The 17686-nt window shown below is 56.0% G+C and carries 11 protein-coding genes; 4 read left to right on the top strand and 7 right to left on the bottom strand.

The window, feature by feature from the left end; all coding sequences use genetic code 11:
• Positions 1-114 precede the first annotated feature (114 nt).
• The 3 genes from AB6731_RS18280 to AB6731_RS18270 all read left to right on the top strand — a co-directional run bounded on the left by AB6731_RS18280 (position 115) and on the right by AB6731_RS18270 (position 3674).
• Positions 115-1014 (top strand): LysR family transcriptional regulator, encoded by a 900-nt coding sequence (locus AB6731_RS18280; RefSeq protein WP_014172080.1) that lies wholly within the window; start codon positions 115-117, stop codon positions 1012-1014.
• A 50-nt stretch (positions 1015-1064) separates the two neighbouring features.
• Positions 1065-2090, top strand: a complete 1026-nt coding sequence (gene yhjD, locus AB6731_RS18275) for an inner membrane protein YhjD (RefSeq protein ID WP_020884492.1) — start codon at positions 1065-1067, stop codon at positions 2088-2090.
• Between the two features lie 261 nt (positions 2091-2351).
• Complete coding sequence (locus AB6731_RS18270) at positions 2352-3674, top strand: MFS transporter (protein ID WP_014172082.1); 1323 nt, start codon at positions 2352-2354, stop codon at positions 3672-3674.
• 60 nt (positions 3675-3734) lie between these two features.
• On the opposite strand, the gene AB6731_RS18265 is transcribed toward AB6731_RS18270, so the two are convergent.
• Together AB6731_RS18265 and pdeH are read right to left on the bottom strand one after the other, a co-directional pair.
• On the bottom strand, positions 3735-5777 hold the full coding sequence (locus tag AB6731_RS18265; RefSeq protein WP_371006639.1) for an AsmA family protein: 2043 nt from the start codon (positions 5775-5777) through the stop codon (positions 3735-3737).
• A gap of 65 nt (positions 5778-5842) precedes the next feature.
• On the bottom strand, positions 5843-6616 hold the full coding sequence (gene pdeH, locus AB6731_RS18260) for a cyclic-guanylate-specific phosphodiesterase (protein WP_020884490.1): 774 nt from the start codon (positions 6614-6616) through the stop codon (positions 5843-5845).
• Positions 6617-6844: 228 nt separating this feature from the next.
• On the opposite strand from pdeH, the gene AB6731_RS18255 reads away from it, so the two are divergent.
• Positions 6845-7774 (top strand): sugar kinase, encoded by a 930-nt coding sequence (locus AB6731_RS18255; protein WP_063925797.1) that lies wholly within the window; start codon positions 6845-6847, stop codon positions 7772-7774.
• Between the two features lie 43 nt (positions 7775-7817).
• Here AB6731_RS18255 and AB6731_RS18250 read toward each other — a convergent pair whose 3' ends face one another.
• The 5 genes from AB6731_RS18250 to bcsZ all read right to left on the bottom strand — a co-directional run bounded on the left by AB6731_RS18250 (position 7818) and on the right by bcsZ (position 17680).
• Positions 7818-9311, bottom strand: a complete 1494-nt coding sequence (locus AB6731_RS18250) for a M16 family metallopeptidase (protein ID WP_371006638.1) — start codon at positions 9309-9311, stop codon at positions 7818-7820.
• Positions 9312-9537: 226 nt separating this feature from the next.
• Entirely contained in the window at positions 9538-10824 is a 1287-nt protein-coding gene (locus AB6731_RS18245) for a dicarboxylate/amino acid:cation symporter (RefSeq protein WP_014172087.1), read from the bottom strand.
• A 159-nt stretch (positions 10825-10983) separates the two neighbouring features.
• Complete coding sequence (hmsP, locus tag AB6731_RS18240; protein ID WP_025202803.1) at positions 10984-12990, bottom strand: biofilm formation regulator HmsP; 2007 nt, start codon at positions 12988-12990, stop codon at positions 10984-10986.
• A 119-nt stretch (positions 12991-13109) separates the two neighbouring features.
• Complete coding sequence (gene bcsC, locus AB6731_RS18235; protein WP_371006637.1) at positions 13110-16592, bottom strand: cellulose synthase complex outer membrane protein BcsC; 3483 nt, start codon at positions 16590-16592, stop codon at positions 13110-13112.
• Positions 16574-17680 (bottom strand): cellulose synthase complex periplasmic endoglucanase BcsZ, encoded by a 1107-nt coding sequence (bcsZ, locus tag AB6731_RS18230; RefSeq protein WP_371006672.1) that lies wholly within the window; start codon positions 17678-17680, stop codon positions 16574-16576. The genes bcsC and bcsZ overlap by 19 nt, the downstream gene beginning before the upstream one ends.
• Positions 17681-17686 lie beyond the last annotated feature (6 nt).

The raw sequence follows: 17686 nt of genomic DNA, 5'->3' as shown, positions 1-17686 counted from the left end.
ACCTCGTTTTGACTGTTGTGGAGATTGAGAAAGAGCTTATTAGGTGATAGAAGATCAATAAAGATGTCGCAGAGCGCTTCACTGTTTCAATTGCAACAACAATGAGCTTCGTCTATGGATAAAATTCACGCAATGCAGCTGTTTGTTCGTGTCGCGGAACTGGAGAGTTTTTCCCGGGCGGCGGAGTCACTGACGCTGCCGAAAGGCAGTGTTTCGCGGCAAATTCAGGCGCTGGAAAACCGACTGGGAACCCAGCTATTGCACCGAACCACGCGTCGCGTAAGCCTGACGCAGGACGGCATGGTGTATTACGAGCGGGCAAAAGATCTTCTGACAAACCTGGATGAACTGGACGGTATGTTCCAGCATGACCCCTCCACCATCAGCGGTCGGTTACGCGTGGATATGCCCGTCAGCGTTGCTCGAAATTTAGTCATCCCCAAACTGCCTGCTTTTCTGCAGCAATATCCGGGCATCGAGCTGGAACTTAGCAGCAGCGATCGCCTGGTGGATGTTATTCGTGAAGGGTTTGATTGTGTGGTACGCGTCGGCGCGCTCAAAGACTCGGGACTTATCGCCCGCCCGCTGGGCAAGCTGTCGGTGATTAACTGCGCCAGCCCGGATTATGTCACGCGTTTTGGCTATCCGGAAACGCTGGAAGATTTGGGTTCACACGCCGTCATTCACTACGCCGCCACGCTGGGAACACGTCCCCAGGGCTTTGAGTTTTATAACGGCACGTCGACGCAGTGGGTGAAGACGGGCGGGGTTTTGACCGTCAACAGCACAGAAACGTATCAGGCGGCCTGTATCGCCGGGCTAGGTATTATCCAGGTGCCGCGCGTTGGCGTGCGTGACGCTCTGCGCACCAGGAAGTTGATTGAAGTTCTCCCGCAGTACCGGGCGGAACCGATGCCGGTATCGCTGATTTATCCCCACCGGCGCAACCTCTCCCGTCGGGTACATCTGTTTATGGAGTGGCTGACTGCACTCACAAAAGCTTACGTGGATTAGTCGCAAGCTATAATTCAATAACATCCAGCCAAACGAAAAGGAAAAGTCGCGTGACGCCGGAAAACAACCCGCAACGACCTACCCAACATTTAGATTACGAACCCATCCAGAAGATGGAAACCGGGCCCGAAGAAGTAAAAATGCCAGGCACCGCCAGCAAAGCGCTGGGGACTGTCACCAGCCTGGCAGAGCGGATACAGCAGTTCCCCATGATTGCGCACCTGATACGCGCGACAGAGCGGTTTAATGACCGCATGGGTAACCAGTTTGGGGCTGCCATCACCTATTTCTCTTTTTTATCGATGATCCCGATCCTGATGGTGTCTTTTGCCGCAGCCGGTTTTGTGCTCGCGTCACACCCAACGCTGCTTCAGGATATCTTCAATAAAATCCTGAATAACGTCAGTGATCCGACCCTCGCCACCACGCTCAAAAACACCATTAATACCGCCGTACAGCAACGTACGACGGTCGGTATCGTCGGTCTGTTGATTGCCCTTTACTCCGGGATTAACTGGATGGGCAACCTCCGCGAGGCCATTCGCGCCCAGTCGCGCGAGGTGTGGGAGCGTAAGCCTCAGGACCAGGAGAAAATCTGGGTTAAGTATCTTCGCGACTTTGTTTCGCTGATTGGCCTGCTCGTCGCGCTGATTGTGACGCTCTCCATCACCTCCGTCGCCGGTTCGGCGCAGCAGATGATTATCTCTGCGCTCTATCTGGATTACATCGAGTGGCTGAAGCCCGCGTGGCGCGGCATTGGACTGGCTATTTCCATCTTCGCCAACTATCTGCTGTTCTTCTGGATCTTCTGGCGCTTGCCCCGCCATCGTCCGCGTAAGAAGGCGCTGATCCGCGGCACATTGATTGCGGCGATAGGCTTTGAAGTGATCAAAATTGTGATGACTTACACTCTGCCATCGCTGGTGAAATCCCCTTCTGGCGCGGCGTTTGGCTCGGTGCTGGGGCTGATGGCGTTCTTCTACTTCTTCGCCCGCCTGACCTTGTTCTGCGCGGCATGGATTGCCACCGCCGAGTACAAAGACGACCCGCGCATGCCGGGTAAAACACACCGATAACGTCTCTCCCGGGCTGAAACTTCAGCCCGATTCATCATTTCAGCATATAAATCCAGTCCGTAACTTTTATTTAACCAAAAACCAGTTTGATCAGCTGATATCTGAAAACTGTGAAGCATTTCATAGAAGTGTTTTGTCTGGCCTGAACATTATCCGCTCTTTGTTACTTTTATCACCAGTGCGCGGCTTTGTTACAGATTGAAATGTCGCTTTTGCTGTGCGTAATATGGCCTTTCGTCCGACTAAAAATAAGAAAATATTATGCAAGCAACAGCCACAACACTCGACTCCGGTGCGGAAACCGCGCCGGTTAACTCGCGAAACAAAGTTGTCGTCGCCTCGCTGATTGGCACCGCCATTGAGTTCTTCGACTTTTACATTTATGCCACCGCCGCGGTCATTGTCTTCCCGCATATTTTCTTCCCGCAGGGTGACCCGACGGCAGCCACGCTGCAGTCTCTGGCTACCTTTGCGATCGCGTTTGTTGCGCGTCCGATTGGCTCTGCCCTGTTTGGACACTTTGGCGATCGCATCGGCCGTAAGGTCACGCTGGTGGCCTCGCTGCTGACGATGGGGATCTCCACCGTCGCTATCGGCTTGCTGCCTACCTACGAAACCATTGGTATTCTGGCCCCGATGCTGCTGGCGCTGGCGCGTTTTGGTCAGGGTCTGGGGCTGGGCGGTGAATGGGGTGGTGCGGCGCTGCTGGCCACGGAGAACGCACCGGCACGCAAACGCGCGCTGTACGGTTCATTCCCGCAGCTTGGTGCACCGATTGGCTTCTTCTTTGCGAACGGGACTTTCCTGCTGCTCTCCTGGCTGCTGACGGATGAACAGTTCATGAGCTGGGGCTGGCGTATTCCGTTCGTCTTCTCCGCCGTGCTGGTGCTGATTGGCCTGTATGTCCGCGTGTCGCTTCACGAAACGCCGGTTTTCGCTAAAGTTGCCGCCGCGAAAAAACAGGTAAAAGTGCCGCTGGGTACGCTGCTGACTAAACACGTCCGCGTGACGGTACTGGGCACGTTTATCATGCTCGCGACCTACACGCTGTTCTATATCATGACGGTCTACTCAATGACGTTCAGCACCGCCGCCGCGCCGGTTGGGCTCGGCCTGCCGCGTAACGAAGTGCTGTGGATGTTGATGATGGCGGTCATTGGGTTTGGCGTCATGGTGCCGATTGCCGGCCTGCTGGCGGATAAGTTTGGTCGTCGCTCAAGCATGATTGTTATCACCACGCTGATCATTCTGTTTGCCCTGTTCGTCTTCCCGCCGCTGCTGGGTTCAGGTAGCCCTGCGCTGGTGATGGCGTACCTGCTCATTGGTCTGAGCCTGATGGGCCTGACCTTCGGCCCGATGGGCGCGCTGCTGCCAGAGCTGTTCCCGACGGAAGTGCGTTATACCGGCGCGTCGTTCTCCTATAACGTTGCCTCTATTCTGGGTGCGTCCGTTGCGCCTTATATCGCCACCTGGCTGCAGGCAAATTATGGCCTGTTCTACGTGGGCGTTTACCTGGCCGCCATGGCAGCGCTGACGCTGATTGCCCTGCTGCTGACCCACGAGACGAAGCACCAGTCTCTGTAATTCACCGCGGCCTGATACCCTCTCCCCCAGGGAGAGGGTAAAGGTCCCGAAAGCCGTACGTTATTTTTTCATCTGCGACAAAATGTTCCGGCACTGATTCGCATCCCCTTCTGACGGCGAAATTAACGCCAACAGCGCCGCCGCTGGCGTAACCAGCGTCGCGAGTGCTGCCGCCACCGCGCCGCGCGCAATCAGCGGACCGGGTTTCACACCCGCCTGCGGATTTTTAAAGGTCCCACGCACGTAGAGCGGCGAACGCAGGGTGATGATACGAATCCCCTTACTTTCCGGATCGATGGTTAAATCAAGCTGCTCGGAGGCCATACTGGCGGTGCCGGTCACGTTGATGACCGCGTTCTCCGTATCGAAGGCAAAAATTTGCGGGCGCGCCACGCCGTTGACCAGATCCAGGTTGGCCGCCGCACAGTTCACCCGCACCTCATCATCACCGAAGATTTGCCCGATGACGTAGTTCCCGACGTTCAGCCCAAGGATCTCCATCAGGTTGCGGCTCACCAGCCCGTCATTCATCAGAAGCTTCAGGTTACCGTTACTGCTCCCGAGCAGTGCAGCCACAGAATTCCCCACGCCGCGGATATCGGCATCGCCGTTCATTTCACCCAGGGTTTTCTGCATCAATTCCACGTTCGGCATCAGCTCTTTCAGTTTGAGCCGGCGGGCCTTGATATCGGCACGCCCCTGCATCGGCTTTTTATCGCCTTCGAGGTGAATGTTCGATGAGATGGTCCCACCCGCCATACCAAACTTCAGCGGTTGCAGGCGTAAATCGGCATTTTTAAGCAGGATATGGGTCGAAAGATTACTGATCGGCAGCGTACTGCCATGTTCGATTTTGCCCCCTTTAAAGCGAACATCCGCATCCATTACGTCCCACTTATCGGTTTCAAAGCGATCGTAAGGCAGGACTTTCCCCGCCGGCTGGCGATCTTTCTTCACCTCTTTTGATTTCGTGCCTTTACCGGAATCAATCCCGATCAGCGGCCCCAAATCGGCCAGCCGCAGCTGGCGAGACTCCACATCGCCTTCCAGTTTCGGACGCGGTTTTCCGGTGGTGTAGGTCAACGAGCCATGGATATCGCTGTCGCCAATACGGCCATTGAAATCGCGATAATCAAATACCGACGATTTTTCCGTGTCGATTTTTGCCACCAGATGCCCGTCCGTCTCAAACGGTGGCGTATCTGGCAGCAGGACGCCAGTGAGTTCATACAGTTCACCCAGCGAATCACCGGCAAATTTCAGCCGCAGATCAACGCCCCCCATGTTCATAGGGTCGTTGACGGTCCCGGTGAAGGCCACCCGCGTGTTCCCGGAGCGGAAATCCGCCTGCACAGGAAACGGCGTCGAGTCGCTTCGAAGCGCCAGCATGCCGCCAATTTTACCGGTGCCGGTCAGGGGCTGCCCTTTGTAGCGTCCTTCGGCCTTCAGGCCGAAAACGTAATCCCCGGCTTTGGCATTATCGCCCTTCGCTTTTGCGCCGGTCACTTCGCTAAACGGCAGCGGTTTGCCCAACGGATCGACCAGGATCTCGATATCAGCTTTGCTGACCTTGTCGTCGATGGCGATCCGCCCGCGATCGAAGAGAATATTGTCGAGACGGAATGACCATGATGAGGGTTGCACATTGGGATCTTTTTCGTCGCTGCTGGCGAGATCAAACGTCCAGTTGTTGTTCTTTTCGGAAAGGCGGATCAGACGCGCATCGGGCTGCTGAAGCTTGATCCACGGCAGGTAAACCGTTTTGGTCAGTAGCGCTAACGGGGCCAGCGTGGCTTCTACGCGGGGCAGATGCACCATTGTCACGTCAGGAATATCCGGCGGGTTGCCGAGAATGATGTCGTCGGCGTGGACATGTGGCCAGGGGATCCAGCTTCGCCAGCCGGTCTCCTCTTTCTGGCGTTCCCACACCACCCCGAGATCGCCGCGTATGGCGAAGGGGCGATTGAGTTCGGTGGAGACTTTCTGGTTGATGGTCGGCTTAAGGCGGTTCCAGTCAAACGTCGCGATAATGACGACGGCGACCACGATCAACAACAATAAAATCCCTGCTGTCCAGGCGATTACCCTGGTTGTTTTTGTCATTGTTATCCCCTTTCCTGATGACCTTACCTGTAAAACTATAGTTCAGACAAAGGGAAGCGGGCAGATCAGAGGATCGTTATCACGGAATCGAGGGTATCCATTGGGACCGGACGAGAGAGGAAATAGCCTTGTGCCGCCGCCGCGGGAGAATTTTGCACATCACGCCACTCTTCCAGCGTTTCCACACCTTCCACTATCACGCCCTGGCAGTAGCGGTTCATCAGCTGTAATAACAGCGTAAACAGATTCCGCCCTTCCGGGGTCTGGCGCAGCATAATGAACAGGTCGCGGGCCACTTTAATGTAGTCGTAACGCACTTCGCTGAGGGCAGAGAAGTTCGCCATCCCGGTGCCAAAGTCATCCAGCCACAGCGGGCCGAATTCGCACATCGAGGCAAATGATGAGTCCTGTGGCAGACGAACATGCTCCACCAGCTCAAAGCGCATCCACGGTAAGGAGGCGATCAGCTCCTGTAATTTCGCGTTCTGGCGCAGCGCCAGCAGGGTGGGTCCATCGACGTTGACCGAGGCGAGGATAGCGTGCTGTTCGAAAAAGGCCTGTTTGGTTGCCAGCATACGGAGCTGTTCTTCCAGCACATCCAGGCGCTGGCGCACGGCAACTTCGGCAAAATAGCGGTCCGGTGCGATACGCTGTGAGGGGTTTGACGGGTGCGTCACGACGGTCAAAATTTCAATAGCCATCAGTCGACCGTCCGTTCGGTAGATCGGCTGATAGGTGTACGCACGCTCACATTGCAGCCAGTAGCGATGCTCCTGCAAGTTCTCAATACTTGCCTCAGGCGTAGTGCTCAGCCGCTGGATAACCTGCTCTGACTTCATTTCAGATGTCCTGTTGTTGGATGGCCTTTCTGGACTCGTCAAAGGGTTATCGGCCCGGCAATTGAGAACTTTATGTTCAATTCACCGGGAAAATGAAATTAAGCGGGCAGAAATTAACAGGAACACGCGCTGGCTCAAATAAAATAATGGAACGTCGTTTTAATATAGTTGACCGCATAATTCACTCAGCGCACACTACCGAAAATTACTCTGTTCAGGTTCACGACTATGACCAAGAAAATTGCCGTGATTGGCGAATGCATGATTGAGCTGTCACAAAAAGGCGCGGAAGTCAGCCGCGGTTTTGGTGGCGATACGTTAAACACCTCCGTTTATATTGCCCGTCAGGTTGCCCCAGAGGCCCTTACCGTGAACTACGTCACCGCCCTGGGGACGGACAGTTTCAGCCAGCAAATGCTGGAAGCCTGGCAGAGTGAGCAGGTGGACACCTCGCTGATACAGCGTATGGAAAACCGCCTGCCGGGGCTTTACTACATTGAAACCGACGATACCGGCGAGCGGACCTTCTACTACTGGCGTAACGAAGCCGCGGCCAAATTCTGGCTGGAGAGCGACGCTGCGGCTGCCATCTGCGAAGCGTTAGCCACCTTTGATTATCTTTATCTGAGCGGGATTAGCCTGGCTATTTTAAGCTCAGCCAGCCGTGAAAAGCTGCTGTCGTTACTGCGTGAATGCCGCGCCAATGGCGGCAAGGTTATTTTCGATAATAACTACCGTCCGCGCCTGTGGGCCAGCCGTGAAGAGACGCAGCAGGTTTATCAGCAGATACTGCAATGCACCGATATCGCCTTCCTGACGCTCGATGATGAAGATGCGCTGTGGGGTGAGAAACCCGTTGATGAGGTGATTGCGCGTACGCAGGCCGCCGGCGTAAGTGAAGTGGTGATTAAGCGCGGGGCTGATTCATGTCTGGTCGCCATCGCAGGTGAAGCCGTCATCGACGTTCCTGCGGTGACGTTGCCGAAAGAGAAAGTGATTGATACGACGGCGGCGGGTGATTCATTCAGTGCGGGCTATCTGGCGGTGCGTTTGACGGGCGGGACGCCAGAAGCGGCGGCCCAGCGTGGACACCTGACGGCGAGCACCGTGATCCAGTATCGCGGGGCAATTATTCCGCGTGAGGCAATGCCACAGTAAAAAAAACCCTCTCCGACAGGGAGAGGGTTTTGAATGAGGGGCATTACTGCCCCTGCGGGATATCCGTTGCGTCCTGGTGCAAATCATCTGCCGTAGCAGCCTGCGATGGCTGCGGCGCGGAGGCCATAATGGTATTCCAGGTCGACTGAAGTTCCTTCATGTCATATTCCGGCTCGCCTTTCGGCTGCAGAAGAATCAACGCCATTTCCTGCGACAGCTGCTGACGTAAGTCCTGATTCAACATATCAACGGTCAACCCCTCCAGGAAGTCCTGACGAAGCTTCTGGTACTGCTCCGGCGCGATATCCACCACCTGATTCTGCAGTGAGCGCATACGCTGGCTGATCAGAATGTCGGTATCGGCGCGGGCATACGTTGCAAACAGCTTCTGCAGCTCAAGTTTTTTCTGCGCGACCAGCGCATTGAACTCTTCTTCCGACAGGCCCTCTTTGCGCACTTTTGCCAGCTCTTTTGCCACCACGCCCAGATTCGCATTCAGCTTATCGCCCGGCGATTCAACGTTAATGGCACACTGTGCACGCTGGAACAGCACGCGGCAGTCAAAGCCGAGACCGATATTCTTCACGTTATTCTTGCTGAGCGTCTGCTGAACGTGCCAGAACAGCGCTTCACGTGCCAGATCGGCACGCCAGTAGCGCAGCAGCGCCGCTGACTCACGAATTGGCTGCCAGGCGTTATCCCACATGACGGAGAGGCGATCCTGACGAACGGTATCCGTCATAATGCTGACAGGCTCTGCACGCAGTGGAGAGAGCGTTGGGACAGGGGCCGGTGTTTCGCGTTTGCCTTTCAGTTCGCCAAACGCTTTGTTGATCTGCTCCACCACCGCACGGCTGTCCACATTCCCCACCACGATAAGCGTCATCGCGTCCGGGGTGTACCATTTCTGGTAGAACGATTTTACCTGCTCAGCGTCCACCGGCTGTTTCAGCGGCTCGGCCGGGTCATGCCCAAGCAGCGTTGAACCCTTCAGGCGGTAACGCCACCAGCCCTCTTTGGTGTCCACAGGCCAGGTGGCAACCATGTCACTGTTGCTCAGCGCATAGTTAACGGTTTCCGGCGTAATCGCCAGATTGCCCGACGCATCGGCGAGATACGTAAGGGCTTCTTTGAGCAGGTCGTTACGGTTATTTGGCAGGCTCAGGTTGAACATGGTGTAGTCATACGAGACCACTGCCGGCGGAAGCGGGCGTTTCGGATCAATGGCCTGTTGCCAGAGCGAACGCACCTGAACTGCTTGCAAACTGCCGCTCTGCGTGAGCGCCAGTCGGGGAATAAAATGGCTAAAACCGGTTTGCTGAGTGCTTTCCGTGAGGGAGCCGGTATTGACAGACAGACGGATTTCAACACGGTCACTCGGACGTTGTGGGGTGGCTAAAACCTGCCACTGAAAACCGTTCGCTAGTGTCCCTTGTTGCCAGGCCGGGTCTGGCTGGAGCGCATCTGCCTGCACATAACTGGCTGCTGCCATCATCAGCAAACCGCCGGTTAAGAGTCGAATTTTTGTGCCCTGCATGTGAACCCCTGATCAACATTCCTGGTTAAAGAGAGTGTCTCGCGACGCGTTTCACTCTAAAAGATGACGATGAAAACACGTCGATTAGACCGCGTGTTCTACAAAACGTCACGGTCAGAAGTGAAATATACCCAAAAAAAATCTTGTCGAATTATGACAGGTACGAACAGTTATTATGCGCAGGAGCCCGCATCCCGACAAGGGAATGCGAGCATTTGTGACAATATTAAGAGGATAAACCAGGAGTTTTGCTGTCTGACTGGCGATTATTTAACGTATCGTCGAGCTTTTTGTGATCCAGCTCTTTCACCCATTTTGCCACGACTACCGTTGCCACACCGTTACCTACGAGGTTGGTTAAGGCACGGGCTTCAGACATAAAGCGGTCAATACCGAGAATCAGCGCCAGACCCGCCACCGGCAGGTGTCCGACCGCGGAAATGGTGGCCGCTAGCACGATAAAGCCACTGCCAGTGACACCTGCGGCCCCTTTAGACGAGAGCAGGAGCACCACCAGCAGGGTAACCTGATGGAAAATGTCCATATGGCTGTTGGTCGCCTGAGCGATAAACACGGCCGCCATTGTCAGGTATATCGAGGTGCCATCAAGGTTGAAGGAGTAGCCCGTCGGGATGACCAGCCCCACCACCGATTTACGGCAGCCCAGCTTTTCCATCTTATCGAGCATGCGCGGCAGGGCCGATTCTGATGAAGAGGTCCCCAGAACAATCAGCAGCTCTTCGCGGATATAACGGATAAATTTGAAAATGCTGAACCCTGCCGCGCGGGCGATTGAGCCCAGCACCACCACCACGAACAGAATACAGGTGATATAGAAGCAGATGATGAGCTGACCCAGCTGCACCAGGGTACCCACACCGTACTTACCGATGGTGAATGCCATCGCACCGAAGGCCCCAATGGGCGCCAGGCGCATGATCATATTGATGATGCCGAAGATGACCTGCGAGAAGCTTTCGATGACGTTAAAGATCAGCTGGCCTTTGTTGCCCAGACGGTGCAGGGCAAAGCCAAACATGACGGCAAACAGCAGCACCTGCAGAATGTTGCCGCTGGCAAATGCACCAATGACGCTGCCTGGGATAACGTCCAGCAGGAAGGCCACTACCCCCTGGTCTTTCGCCTGATCGGCATACACCGCGACCGCTTTAGCATCCAGTGTCGACGGGTCAACGTTCATCCCCGCGCCGGGCTGCACCACGTTCACGATGATAAGACCAATAATCAGCGCAAGGGTACTGACCACTTCGAAATAGAGAAGCGCCACTGCACCGGTACGGCCTACCGCCTTCATGCTTTCCATGCCAGCGATGCCCGTCACGACGGTACAGAAGATCACCGGGGCGATGACCATTTTGATGAGCTTAACGAATGCGTCGCCAAGCGGTTTCATTTGTGCGCCAAGTTCAGGGTAATAGTGACCAAGCAAAATACCGATTGCGATGGCTGTCAGGACCTGAAAATAGAGACTTTTGAAGAGTGAGGTTTTCATAGGGTGTCCTTGGGAAGAAAAACCACAGGCTTTGTAAGGTTATGGTTAACCTGCGGCTTTAAAATAACACCCGTATAACAGGACAGAAATAAACCCAGTTCAAATTTGAAACACAAATGTTAAGAACTTTGAGCTGGCTCGCACAAGCCAGCAACAAAATTACACGTTTGCGCTATTGTCCCCACCGGAAAGGTAGCGTTGTTCAAAGACATCCGACGGAACAGCCGGTGCAAACAGGAAGCCCTGTCCGCCCTCCACGCCCGCTTCAGCCAGCCAGGTGCGCTGCGCGTCTGTCTCAATCCCTTCGGCAATCAGCTGCAGTTTCAGGCTGCGGGCCAGCTGGATAATGGCCTGGACCATGCTGCTGTCTTCCGGCAACCCTTCAACAAAGGCTTTGTCGATTTTCAGCACATCCACCGGCAGGGTTTTCATATGCTGGAGCTGACGCAGCCCGGCATAACCCATACCGAAATCGTCCAGCGCGATGCGTATACCGGCATTACGCAGCGGTTTCAGAATCGCGACCGCCTCATTAGGATCGTCAATACGCCGGCTTTCCGTGACTTCCAGCGTCAGCGTATCAGGCTTGATCCGGTAACGATGGATCAGCTCCAGCATCTCAGACACCATGGTCGGATGCATTAGCTGCAGGGCGGACAAGTTGACCGACAGCGGGAGCGTCACGCCTCGTTCCTGCCAGGCAGCAAGCTGTCGGCACGACTCCTCCAGCACCCAGTAACCGACGGTGACCATCAGGCCACAGGATTCAATGCGCTCAATGAGCCCTTCCGGCAATTCCCATGAACCATCCGGCTGCTGCACGCGCAGCAGCGCTTCCGCGCTGATCACCTCGCCCGTCAGCAAATTCACCTGCGGCTGGAGCCAGAGGGCAAACTGACGGTTATCCAGCGCGGTCAAAATGTCGCTCTCTTCCGTCAGGCGCTGCTGCGCCCTTTCCATCTGTTCCGGGTCGAAGAACTGGATCTGATTTTTCCCTTTGCGCCGGGCGGTAAACGCCGCCGAGAAAGCACGACGGTAAAGCTGTTCCGCCGTTAAGTCACCGTAGTACATCGCAATACCGATACTGGCGCTTGGACGAAGCTGGATGCCCTGAATGGGCAGCCGCTCATTAATGACAGTGAGTACTTGCTGACCTAACGTGATCGCATGCCACGGCTCTTTCACGCCGTTGGCAATTACCACCAGGTCATACCCGCTGACCTGGGTCAGCACCATGCGCGGGGCCAGCACGGACTTCACTTTCTCCACCAGCGTCAGGAGCAGCATTTCACGCTGGTTCTCTTTGAGCACGCCGGCGGTGTCCTGCAGGGTTTCACAGGCGATCACCATCAGCGCGGTAGTTTGCTGGCGGGCAACAGTCTGTTCCAGCATCGCCATCAGGAAGGCTTTATTGGGCAGCTCCGACACCGGGAAGCGCGTGGCGCTGCTGTTCAGCTCATCCTGCTGGCGCTGCATCCGCTGCTGGTTGAGGTTATAGCTGCGTACCAGCATACCAATCTCGTCATCATGATGAAGACGCGGCAGCGGAAGCTGATGCCCCACCTGGTCCTGCGGTGAAAGCGTGTTCAACTCCCGGGCAATCCGGCGTAGCGGATGCACAATCAGACGGTTAATACACCAGGTCAGCGCCACGCTCAGAATAAGCGTCATAAGTAAGCAAGTGGTCACTAACGTGACAACCCAGCTCATGACGAACTTGTACATGCGGTACGAGTCCGCCTGCAGAACAAGGTAGGCCAACGGCTGCGGATTCGCGGGACGCTCAAGCGAATAGACCGGCAGCGAAATCTGCACCGGCAGTTCAAACAGCCGCATCACCATCATGGGGACCGGGCGCTCGGGGATAAAACTCATCCGCAGCGCCTGAAACTGATTGGGTAACACCACGTCTGCGCGGCTCACGACACCGGCAGGCTGAATGCGTTTTAAAATGGTTTCCGCTTCGGGAATATCCCCTTTCAAAATAGAGGCAGAGAGCGGGCCACGCACCGAGCGGGCAATACTTTCTAATTGCGAAGCCGTGTTATAGCGATTCTGCTGTACGGAATGAAACAGCAAAATTACGCAAAAAAGGAGTACAAACAGCATTGTGACGGCAGAAACCATCGCCATCTGTTTGATAGTTAAGGAACGGCTGACACGCAAAATGACTCTCCACAAAACTCGAAGCGCAGGGCGCACCAGGGTGTAAACCTGGTGCGCCTGAGTATACCCGATTGCTGTACTTTTAAGAGAGACTTACAAATGGATTAAGTTAAATCCGATTACCAGTCCGCGTAAGGGATCAGCGGCTGCGGCGGTAAGTCCATATCGCCCTGCCAGCCTGCAGCAGAGTAGCGTACATAAAGCAGTGCGTGGCTTGGGGTATAATCTTTTGCTTCCTGAATATCCACACCGAGGCCCACAAACCAGTTGGACGTGACCCGGCGCTCGATAATGGCCCGTGCGGTATAACCCGTGCCTGAGGAGCTGCTGCCGGTTTCCATTTCGCCTCTGTCGGTGTAGCGACCGGGCTCATCGGTCGGAATCAGTCCCTGAATGGGATAACGCATCACGTCGTTAGTTTTAGAATGAGACCATGACACCGATCCGCCCAGCTCCCAGGACCAGTTCTCGGTACGTTTACGCCAGGTGACAGGCAACGCGAAGGAGACATACTCCTGCGGGCTGTAATAACCGCCCTGACCCAGGGTATAACCGCTCAGATCTTTATCGTAGTGCCAGAGCATGTTGCTCACGCCGACGGTCAGACGCTCATTGTTTTTATTGATGAGCTTGTAGTAGTAACCGGTCATCCAGCGGACGCGCCAGTTATCTTCCACATTTTTACCCGTCAGCGTTTCCGCATTCAGGCTCGACCAGACGCCGTGCGCCTCACCTTTGTCATAACTGATGCTCGCGCCACCGCCGGTTGCGCGCACGCCGCCCCAGGTGGTGCCGGTGTTGGTATCTTTTTGCCCGGCAAAGGCGAGCAGAGAGCTGGAGATCGGGCGACGATGGGCGTTAACGGTGTAACCGATTGGCCCCAGGTCGCTGCTGTAGCTTACACCGCCGACCACGTCGACAACGTCAAAGCCCATCGGCGTGGTCCCAATATCCCACGCCCAGGTTTTATTCTGCCAGCCCACGGCAATACTCGCGCCATTTGCTGACTGATGCGTGTTGCCGCTACACGGCGTTTCGTAACAGGTGCCCCATTTCGGATCGTAGGTACCGTTATCGGTGGAAAAGGACCCGGCATCCATATTGACCAAATCGCTACGCAGGAACATACGGCCATCCGCCAGTGGCGCATCCGCCTGTAACATGGTGGTATGCGCTTTAAGATCGGAATAGCCGCCGGTGCCGCTGGAGCCCCAGTAATCATGCTGCAGCGTGACGTTAACATCCTGCTGACGGTACAAATCACCGGCGTCGCTACGCACGCCGCGTTTCAGCCAGTCGTCTTTTTCGTCGTTACGCGTCAGGCGGGTAAAGCTGTCATTGTCAGCCGGACGTGTCGTCGTGACGCCTGACGACACCATCGCATCTTTATACGTTTCCAGTGCCTGCTGAGGCTGACCATTTTGCGTCTGGAAACGGGCGGCATCACGTAATACCAGCGCGTTTTCCATAGATGCAGGCTGTGATTTCGCCTGAGGAATAATCTTGCTGAACGTCTGCTCTGCGGCGGCGGAATCCCCAAGGCCTGCCTGCGCCATCGCGATCCGGCGCTGCATATTGAGCGACAGCGGCTCTCCGTTTTGCGCGGCAGGCAGTTTTGCCAGCGCGGCACGGGCTGCCTCTTTGTTGCCCTGGGCGCTATACACTTCGGTCAGACCGAGGATCGCATCTTCGTTCTGCGGTTCACGCTCCAGCACGGTGTTATAAGCCGTTTTCGCGGCCTCCAGATCGCCACGCTGCTGCGCCCAGTCCGCAAGGGTTAAGTCGATACGGGTAGAGGACGGCTGCTGGCGAAGGAGGTTTTCCGCCTCCTGCTCTTTGCCGCTGTCGCGCAGTCGGTTTGCCGTTTCCAGCGTCTGGTTACTCTGCAGGCGGTCGGCAAGCTCCTTAATATTAGCGTTCCACTGGCTGCGCGGAAGCGTCTCCAGATGCGTGAGCGCGGCCCGGTCCTGATCGTTTCCGGAGAGATACAGCCCACTGGCATACACCTGTTCCGGATCGGACGGTTTCTGGCTGGCAAGCTGGCGCATCAGGGTATCCGCCTGGCTGCGCTGGCCCGCGCTATAGAGATCGCGCGACAGACGGTAGGTTATCCAGACGTCGCCCGGAGAGAGTGCCAGACGACGACGCTGAATTTCCGCCGCCTGAGCGTATTGGCCCTGGTTTTCCAGCTGTTCCGCCTGGGCTGACAGCTGCTCGTTGGTCAGGCTACGTTCAATGTCATCAATGCTTCGGCGCTGGCTGGCAGAGAGCGTCTGGATAAACTGCGCGGCCTTTTCCGGGGACTGCGCACGATAAACATTGGCAAGGCCACGAACGGCATTGCTGTTACCGCTGTCCATACGCAGCGCCTGACGGTAATAACGTTCCGCCGCAGCCGTGTCTTTACGCGCCGCCGCGGCATCTCCCAGCCCCAGCACCGCATAACTGTCGGTATTGTCGAGGGCACGCGCCTGCTGGTAATAACGTTCCGCCTGCGCCGTATTGTTCGCTTTCAGGGCGGTATCACCCTGCTGGATCAGCAGCCAGTAGCGGTTAACTTTCAGCAAACTGTCCCATTTGCCGCGGTTATCGCTCTGCGGATCGAGGGCGATCGCCTTTTCAAACTGCGCCACCGCACGGGCGCGATCGCCTTTCTGAGAGTACGCCTGTCCAAGCGCGCCCACGGCTTCGCTGTCGGCATGATTTGCGCTGACCGCTTTTTGCAGATCCGCCACCGCCTTATCGCCCTGCCCGGCATCCACCGCCGCCAGCCCTTGTGCTTTAGCACGGAACGTTGGGTCGGCGAGCTGTTTTTGCTGCGTATCAAGTTGAGTACGCGCCGCCGCTACGCTGTCGCCGTCGCTGAAGACGCTCAGGTATTTTTGCAGCGCGCTGACGCTGGCGTTACTGACAGGCTGATCTTTGATCTGCTCATACCACATATCAGATGCCTGGCTGCGGCCATTGCTGGATTTGGCCATCTCCTGCAACACCGCAAAGCCTTCATCGCGACGACCGGTCTGGAACAGCAGCTGTGCCAGCGTGCCCTGCAGCTGCGTATTGCCCGGGCTGCTGGCGTTAATTTTCTTCAACTGGTTAATGGCGACGCTACGGCGGGCAGGATCTTTCGCCACAACATTCCAGTATTCCGTCGCCACGTCACCGCCCGGCGGATTACCGTCAAAAAGCTTGTCATAGGCCGCAATGGCCTCCTGAGTATGACCCGTTGTAGCCAGTAACCGGGCCTGCTGTAACTGCTGACGGCCTTCAGGCGTAGAAAGCAGCATCGTATTGCGCGAGGACTGATACGCACTGGAGCCCGGCGCGATCCCTTTCAGACGATCCAGCTCTTTTTGCGCACCGGCGTTATCACCCTGACGAAGCAGGTAACGAAAGCGCGCCGCAATGACGTCGGGGTTGTTCGGGTCAATCAGCTCAAGGCGGTAGAGCGACTGACGAACCAAATCCTCACGCTGCGTCGATTCACCCAGCCGCACCTGTTGCAGCAGCTGTTGCTGCTGCGGGGAGTTAGCGGCCTGAGCCAGCGGCATCAGTGCCAGGCCAAGCGATAAACTGAGTAGATTTACTGTGAAGTTGCGCATTCCTGGCCCCAGTCCGGTATTAATTCACCTTGCGCGGTGAAGCGAAAACGATGCTGATCCCATCCTTGCCCGAAGAGAGTCAGTACGTAGCTGTAATAGGCATTATTATCGGGAAAATTATCTGCAACGCGCTGGCGCTGTACCGCCTGCACATCACGCTGCTGTAAAAAAGGCAGCATCGCAGCGGAAAAGCCGACCGGCCCCTTGCCCGCAGGCTTCCCGCTCGCCACATCCACTTTTTCCGGCGGTACACCGTGTTTCGTTGTCATTGTCGCCATCGGCCGGAAGCGCGTAAGCAACCGGGCTTTCTGGGCGTCTTTGTCACTCATCATTCCGACCCAGAGGTAGACGCGGATGGCGTCGTAGCCGCCCACCAGCGATTTATCCTGCTGCAAATGCCAGCCTCTGTTTTTCTGATACTGCACCCAGTCCGGCGAAAACCCCTTTGGCGCCGTTTCCAGCAACAAGCGCAGATTGGTTTCACGAAGGGTCGTCCACGGGGCACCAAAGCGCGTGAAATAGCTCGCTATCTGCGGGGGAAGATAGCTGGGGTTAAAGCGCCAGGCTTTCTCCTCGGCAAAACCGACCTTCCCGGGCAGCAGCATGGAGCCGAGTCCCGGTACTTTCACCACTTCCTCATGGGCAATGCGTTTAAGGAGCGCCTTACCCGTGCGGGTATAGTCCGGATGTTTCCACAGCCGACCCGCCTCAAGCAGTGACCAGGCAATCCAGACATCAGCATCCGAGGCGGAGTTGGTATCGATTATCGCCCAGTTGTCGTGGTCTTTCTGACCCCATAGCCAGGCGGGCAAATTATCGTTCAGATTGCCCCCGGCCAGGTTGTCGCGCGTCCACGTCAGCAATTGATCAAAGGCTTTGCGATCGTTCGCGGCCAGGGCAAAGAACAACGCATAGCTTTGCCCTTCCGACGTGGTGATTTTGCGCGTGTCGCTGGGATCAATGACACGCCCGCTCTCACTGATGTAATCCTTTTTAAACTGCTCCCAGGCAGGCCAGGTGCAGGCGGCGCGAAGAGGGATCGCCGCCAGCATCAACGCTGCTAACACACACCAGCGAAACGCTTTCATCACCTG

Source organism: Enterobacter sp. RCC_40 (assembly GCF_041360735.1).
GTDB lineage: Bacteria > Pseudomonadota > Gammaproteobacteria > Enterobacterales > Enterobacteriaceae > Enterobacter > Enterobacter ludwigii.
This window is presented reverse-complemented; position numbering and strand designations above follow the sequence as displayed.